The organism is Clostridia bacterium (assembly GCA_036562685.1).
In the GTDB taxonomy this organism is placed as follows: Bacteria; Bacillota; Clostridia; order Christensenellales; family DUVY01; genus DUVY01.
In genome coordinates this window covers 1-7,644 of record DATCJR010000115.1, presented here as the reverse complement: position 1 = coordinate 7,644, position 7,644 = coordinate 1, and the positions used below count along the sequence as shown (strand labels likewise).

5 protein-coding genes are annotated in these 7,644 nt (G+C 34.3%); all 5 read left to right on the top strand.

What is annotated here, in order from left to right; genetic code table 11:
* Positions 1-2,481, top strand: a 2,481-nt coding sequence (pulA, locus tag VIL26_05345) for a type I pullulanase (protein HEY8390357.1), incomplete at its 5' end; no start/stop codon positions are given.
* Between the two features lie 19 nt (positions 2,482-2,500).
* Positions 2,501-3,697, top strand: a complete 1,197-nt coding sequence (locus tag VIL26_05340) for an extracellular solute-binding protein (protein ID HEY8390356.1) — start codon at positions 2,501-2,503, stop codon at positions 3,695-3,697.
* A 71-nt stretch (positions 3,698-3,768) separates the two neighbouring features.
* Positions 3,769-5,166: a sugar ABC transporter permease gene (locus VIL26_05335; protein HEY8390355.1), complete on the top strand. Its 1,398-nt coding sequence runs from the start codon at positions 3,769-3,771 to the stop codon at positions 5,164-5,166.
* Complete coding sequence (locus VIL26_05330) at positions 5,163-6,011, top strand: sugar ABC transporter permease (protein HEY8390354.1); 849 nt, start codon at positions 5,163-5,165, stop codon at positions 6,009-6,011. The genes VIL26_05335 and VIL26_05330 overlap by 4 nt, the downstream gene beginning before the upstream one ends.
* Positions 6,008-7,644: alpha-amylase family glycosyl hydrolase (locus VIL26_05325; protein ID HEY8390353.1), on the top strand; the 1,637-nt coding region annotated here is incomplete at its 3' end. The genes VIL26_05330 and VIL26_05325, both read left to right, overlap by 4 nt.

The following is a 7,644-nucleotide window of genomic DNA, read 5'->3' as shown; positions in this document are numbered from 1 at the left end:
AAAGTAGATCCTACTAAAAAAGGTATTGGTCTTATAGTGCGTACAGACAGTTGGGCAAAAGATGTAAGCATTGACAGATTTATTCCGTATGAAAAGATTGTAGATGGAAAAGTAGAAATTTGGCTATTACAAGGCGATGTCAATATCTATTATTCTAGAGATGATGTAGATATTACGCCTAAAATATTAAGTGCAGTATTTGAATCAAATAAAAAAATTAAAATAACAGTAACCGCTCCTATAACAGAAGATACAAGAAATGACTTCGAAGTTTATAAGGGATTAGATAAAATTCAAATTGAATCCATATCTGCTAGCGTAGGAAAAACATCATTGACTATAAATTTAAAAAGCGAAGTAGATTATTCAAAATCTTATGTTGTAAAGTCTGTCTATTATAAAGATATGGTGATAAGTATGGAAGAGATTTTTGGAAGTCAGGAATTTTCTGATGTCTTCAGTTATTCGGGTGAGCTTGGAGCTATTTATTCAAAAAATAGTACTACATTTAAGTTATGGGCACCAACTGCAAGTAAAGTAATTCTAAATTTGTACTCTGCAGGAGATGGCGATAATTTATTGCAAAGTCTTGAAATGACCAAAGGCGAAAAAGGCGTTTGGAGCAAGACTGTTGAGGGAGATCTTGACAAAACTTATTACACATATACAATAACAGTAAATGGCTTGACCAATGAGGTCACAGACCCATATACAAAAGCAGCAGGAGTTAATGGCAATCGCGGTATGGTTATTGATCTTTCAACAACCAATCCTGAGGGTTGGGAAGAGCAAACAAGACCGATTACAAAAAACATAACAGATGCCGTCATTTATGAAGCGCATATTAGAGATCTTACAATTGATCCTTCATCTGGTGTATCCGAAAAACATAGAGGAAAATTTTTGGGGCTTACTGAATTAGGTGCTGTCAATAGCTATGGCGATTCGACTGCATTGAGTCATCTTATAGAGATGGGAGTAACAGAACTTCATATTTTGCCTATGTTTGATTATGCTACTGTTGATGAGACCAAGCTTGATGAGCCGCAATTTAATTGGGGTTATGACCCGCAAAATTACAATGTTCCTGAGGGTAGTTATTCTACCGATCCTTATCATGGTGAAGTTCGCATAAAAGAGCTAAAAACGATGATTATGACCTTGCACAACAATGGTATCAGAGTTGTTATGGATGTTGTTTATAATCATACGTCTAAATCAGCAGATTCTAATTTTAATCTAATAGTTCCTGGGTATTATTACCGCATGAAAAACGGCGAATTTTCTAACGGAAGCGGCTGCGGCAATGAAACAGCAAGTGAAAGGGACATGTATAGAAAGTTTATGATAGATTCTGTTGTCTATTGGGCGAGCGAATATAAGATCGATGGTTTTAGATTTGATCTTATGGGACTTCATGATGTTGAAACTATGAATCTAATCAGGCAAAAGCTTGATGAAGTTGATCCCAATATTATCATTTACGGAGAAGGCTGGACAGCGGGTGATAGCACTTTGTCAGAATCAGATCGTGCCATTCAAAAAAATATTGCTCAATTAGAGAGAATAGCTGTTTTTAATGACACAATACGTGATGGAATCAAGGGCAGTGTATTTTCTTCAACCGCTACAGGTTTTGTTTCAGGCGCAACTGGAATGGAAGAAAACATCAAGTTTGGAATTGTAGGCGGAGTTAAACATTCTGAAGTAAATAGTTCTTCTAGCTGGTGGACATCTAATCCTTCGCAATCAATTAACTATGCTTCTGCGCATGATAATAATACCTTGTATGACAAACTGAAAATATCTGTCCCTGATGCGACAGAAGAAGAAATAGCTTCTATGAATCGTCTTGCAGCAGCTATAGTTTTAACTTCACAGGGCGTTCCTTTTATTCACGCTGGAGAAGAGATGTTAAGATCAAAACCCGATGGAAAAGGCGGATATGTTGAAAACAGCTATAAATCACCTGATTCGACCAATTCAATTAAATGGGATTCCAAGACTGAAAACAAAACTACCGTAGAGTATTATAAAGGACTAATAGCTTTGAGAAAAGCGTTTAGTCAATTCAGAATGACTTCAAAGACAGATGTCTTGTTTAATTTGCAATTTTTAACTTCAGAAAACAATGTAATAGCTTATAGAATAACCAAAGACAACAGTAATCAGATTGTATATGTAATCTTTAATGCCAATAAGCAAAGTACAACATTTAAGCTTGATCAAGGGACTTATGATGTTTATGTGGAAGGCGATCAGGCTTCTTCAGAAGTTATAAAGAGCATTTCAGGCGGCGAGATAAATATTGAAGCTCAAAGCGCTATGGTACTTGTAAGAAATCATCAAGCTGCATCAAAACAACCAATGCAAGGCTGGCAAATTGCTTTGATTGTGGTTGGGTCATTTTTAGGATTATGTTTGATAGCAGGTACAGTAGTTTCGATTGTTTATAAAAATAAATTATTCAAAAAAAGATAAAAAATATCGGGAGGAAAAAATGAAAAAATTATTTACAATTTTATTGTCTTTGTTTTTTTGTTGCAGTCTGTTTGTAGGCTGTACTCCAAAAGACCAAAAAGATGTAATTCAATTAAAGGTGTGGGGCTCTCAAGACGATCAGTATATGTTGGGTGAAATGGCTGATTCTTTTAAAGCAGCATATCCTGATAAGACTTATAAAATAACTTTTGGCGTTGTTGGTGAGCCTGATTGTTATGCACGTTTAAGCGAAGATCCTGCAGCAGCAGCCGATGTATTTATGTTTGCAGACGATCAAATTATCAATATGACCAATGCGGGATTGTTATATGAGATCACACGAAATGTGGATAATGTAAAATCTGCTAACTCAGCAGGTTCTGTAACAGCAGCAACTGTTGACGGAAAACTATATGCTTATCCTTGTACAGCAGATAACACATATTTCTTATATTACAACAAAAACTATGTTTCCGATATGCAGGCTCAAAAAATGGATGATATTTTGGCTGCTTGCCAAACAGCAGAAAAAAAATTTTTAATGGACTTGTCAAACGGTTGGTATAACGCTTCATTTTTCCTGTCAGCAGGATGCACAATTGGCATTGGTGAAAATGGAAAACAAGTTGTTGATTTCAACAATGAAAAAGGTTTGAAAGCAGCTAAAGCAATGGAAGCTGTGGCACAACATTCTACATTTATGACAGGCGATGATACCACAATAAAAACAGGTCTAAATAGTAATACTTTTGGCGCCGTTGTTTCTGGTAGCTGGAACGCAGAATATTTTAAAGAAGCTTGGGGCGATAAAATGGGTGTTGCTAAGTTGCCTACCATAACACTAGATGGACAACAAGTTCAACTTAAGAGCTTTGGTGGAACTAAACTTTGCGGCGTAAATGCTTTGACCAAATATCCTGCAGATGCTATGAAATTAGCAGAATGGTTAACAAACGAACAAAATCAACTTAAAAGATTTATAGATAGAGGAATGGGACCTTCCAATATAAATGCAGCTAATACTGATGAAGTAAAATCTAATCCTATTATTTCGGTAATTTCTGAGCAATTTAAATATGCAGTTCCTCAAAATAATGTTTTAGGTAGTTTCTGGACACCTGCTGAAGCATTTGGAAATGCACTTGAACAAAAGGATTATGGCGGAAAGACATTGCAACAACTATTAGATGAAATGGTAAGACAAATAATGGCTTAGAAAGCTGTTATGACCTTGCGTAAAAGCTTGTGCTTTTTACGCAAGGTCAAAAATTATTTAAGGAGATTGGTATGATGATAGGATCTCAAACAGAACAATCATCGAACTTTAAACTATTAAATAAAATTAAAGTGCCTTTTAAAATTTTCGCTAAGGGTGATTGGGCTACAAGGCTATCGTTTTTGATAATGGGCTTTGGATGTTTTGTAAGAAAGCAATTTATTAAAGGATTGTTATATTTTTTAGCACAAGTATTATTTGTGTTTTTATGTGTGTTCTTTATAAGCAAATATTTGCCTGATCTAGGGACTCTAGGGACAGTACCCATTAAGCGAGTCTGGGATGAAGTAGAACAGGTCTATATTAACATTCAAGTAGATAATTCTATGCTCATATTACTTTATAGTATTGTAAGCATATTTATTATATTTTTCTTTTGTGTTTTGTATATAAATTCTTTAAAAGCAGCATATAATGCTCAAATTAACTCAGAAAACGGTAAAAAAAATAATTCATTCTTTGATGACATAAAGTCTTTACTTGATGATAAATTTCATACTACATTATTGACTTTGCCTTCTATTGGTGTAATTTTATTTACAATTTTGCCCCTTATTTTTATGATCTTGATTGCTTTTACCAATTATGATAGCGATCATTTACCGCCTGCCAAATTATTTGATTGGGTAGGACTTGCCAATTTCAAAGAGTTATTATGGGGTTCAGCTCAAATATCTAGTACATTCGGCAGGGTGTTATTATGGACGATGATATGGGCTTTTTTTGCAACCTTTACTAATTATTTTGCTGGAATGTTTTTGGCAATTATCATAAATAAAAAAGGGATTAAGTTTAAGGCATTTTGGCGAACAATGTTTGTTATGACAATAGCAGTGCCTCAATTTGTAACTTTATTGACAATAAGAAATGTATTTGCAAATATAGGTTTGATTAATACATGGCTTCAAAAACTTAATATAATTGACAGAGCCATTCCATTTTTTGAAAAAGGTTGGCTAGCAAGAATTATGATTATAATAATTAACATGTGGGTAGGAATACCATACACATTGCTGATAGTTTCAGGAATTTTGATGAATATACCTCAATCCTTATATGAAAGTGCAAAGATTGATGGAGCTTCACCCTTTAAAATGTTTGTTAAAATTACTTTCCCTTATGTATTCTTTGTAACTGCGCCTTATTTGTTGACGCAATTTGTAGGAAATATCAATAACTTTAATGTTATTTATTATTTGACAGCTGGAGGACCTAAATCATTAAATTATTTCTTTGCAGGAGAAACTGACCTATTGATAACTTGGCTATATTCTTTGACATCAGATAAAAGCAATTATAAAACGGCATCCGTTATAGGTATAATGGTCTTTTTAATTTGTTCTGTATTCTCATTAATAGCATATAACCTTACATCTTCGACCAAAAGGGAGGAGGATTATCAGGCATGACAAATATAAAAACAAAAAATCGAATAACCAATATTGCTATATATATACTTTTGAGTGTGATGGTAATAATATGGCTTTTCCCAATCGTTTGGATCATATTATGTTCTTTTAGAGAAGAGCAAGGTGCAGATATCTCATATTTCTTTCCAAAAACATGGTCATTTAAAAATTATATTGATCTTTTTAAACCTGATGCATATTACTTTCCTAGATGGTTTGCTAATACATTGATAGTGGCTGTATGTACTTGTATTTTGTCTTCTCTATATGTGCTTATGGTTTCTTATGCTTTTTCTAGGTTAAGATTTAAGTTGAGAAAACCTTTGATGAATATTGTACTTATCCTAGGCATGTTCCCTGGATTTATGAGTATGATAGCTGTTTATTATATCTTAAAAGCACTAAACATGACTCAAACATTGCTTGCTTTAATTCTTGTATATTCTGGTGGCGCTGGTTTGAATTACTATATTGCAAAAGGATTTTTTGATACCATTCCAAGAAATATGGATGAGGCAGCGAGAATTGATGGAGCGACTCAAAACCAAGTGTTTTGGAAGATAATAATACCACTTTCTAAGCCAATTATCGTTTATACAATTTTGACATCTTTTATGGCACCTTGGATGGATTTTATATTTGTTAGTGTCATAATGAAAGATAATTATAATAACTTTACAGTTGCATTAGGGCTTTATAGAATGCTAGATCGTGAACATATGAACGACTATTTTACTAGATTTTGCGCAAGTTCAGTTTTGGTTGCAATTCCTATAACAGGTCTGTTTATCTCAATGCAGAAGTTTTATATAGAAGGTGTTACTGGAGGATCTGTCAAAGGATGATTAGAAAAAGACTGATTGCTTTTATATTAGTAGCTATTTCAGTTTTTGTATCAATATCTGGTTGTAATAATAGCCAAAAAACTACTAAACCGTCAATGGTTATTAACATAAATGAGTTTGTACATTCGTCAACCTTTGATATTCCTGGTAAAAAAACTGATGACTATGAATATTATCAAGAACTTAATGTAATTGACGATAATTATAGAAACTATTATGAAATATTTGTAAGAAGTTTTTACGATTCTAACGGCGACGGCATAGGAGATCTTAACGGCATAACCCAAAAGCTTGATTATTTGCAAGACCTAGGCATTACAGGAATATGGCTTATGCCGATTAACCCTTCAAAAACCTATCACAAATACGATGTTGACAACTATTATGAAATCGACCCCTCATACGGCACTATGAACGACTTTGAAAACTTGCTGCAAGAAGCTAAAGAGAGAAATATCAATATCATTATTGATTTGGTTTTAAACCATACTTCTACTTCTAATTATTGGTTTACTCAAGCCTATAATGCTGTTGTTAAGGGCGACTTTGATAACAAATATGTTAATTATTATAACATCAAAAAAGGTTCTTCAAGTCAATATTACCGTATAGGCAATACTGATTATTATTATGAGGCATATTTTTGGGATCAAATGCCCGACCTAAATATGGATTGTGAGGATTTAAGGGAAGAAATAAAAGATATAGCAAAGTTTTGGCTAGATAAGGGCGTAGCCGGCTTTAGAGTTGACGCAGCGATGCATATTTATGGCGAAGCCAATGATGACAAAAATATAGAATTTTGGACATGGTTTGTGAATTATTGCAAGTCGGTAAAAGAAGATGTTTTTATCGTAGGAGAAGTTTGGAGCAACTCTGAAAAAATATCCAAGTACTATCAAAGCGGCATGAGCGTGTTCAACTATTATCTTGGAGGACCAAATTCTGGAACTAGTGGTAGATATATGAAGGCTGCAATATTAGAAAGCGAAGCCAAAAGCATTATGCAAGCAATGACGGATTGGCAAAGAAAAATAAAAGGAGTTAATTCAGAAGCCATAGACAGCAACTTCTTGACCAATCATGACAATGCAAGAAGCGCAGGACAGTTGAGAAAAAACATCTATGCGATAAAATTTGCGGCAGCTCTTTATTTGATGGCTCCGGGAGCTTCGTTCACATTTTATGGCGAAGAAATAGGAATGATGGGAAGCGGCAAGGATGAAAACTTCCGTGCACCTATGTATTGGTCTTATAGTGATACTACAGGTATAACAAATGCTCCGCCCAATATGGATGAAGTCAATCATTTTTTCCCCGCTGTTGATGTGCAGAGTCAATATACCAACCTTATATACAGCACATACAAAAGAGCATTGAGAATACGCAATGAAAATCCCGAAATAGCACGCGGAACCGTAGAGCTTATTAACGTGGGAGAAAATTTTGGCGCTTATACATCCACATATAACGGCAGTACAGTTATTATAATTCATAATATAACTACTCAGCCGCAAACAGTAAAATTATCAAAAAACAAAATGGGATATAGTGAAATACGCGGTTATCTTAACCCCACAGGCGAGAAGTTCTATATTCAAGGCGAGGAGTTTACTTTCCCGGCTTATGCAAC

Excerpts from the sequence above, each read along its gene's own strand:
- VIL26_05340 (HEY8390356.1), top strand. The coding sequence starts at position 2,501 with ATGAAAAAATTATTTACAATTTTATTGTCTTTGTTTTTTTGTTGCAGT.
- VIL26_05335 (HEY8390355.1), top strand. The coding sequence starts at position 3,769 with ATGATGATAGGATCTCAAACAGAACAATCATCGAACTTTAAACTATTA.
- VIL26_05330 (HEY8390354.1), top strand. The coding sequence starts at position 5,163 with ATGACAAATATAAAAACAAAAAATCGAATAACCAATATTGCTATATAT.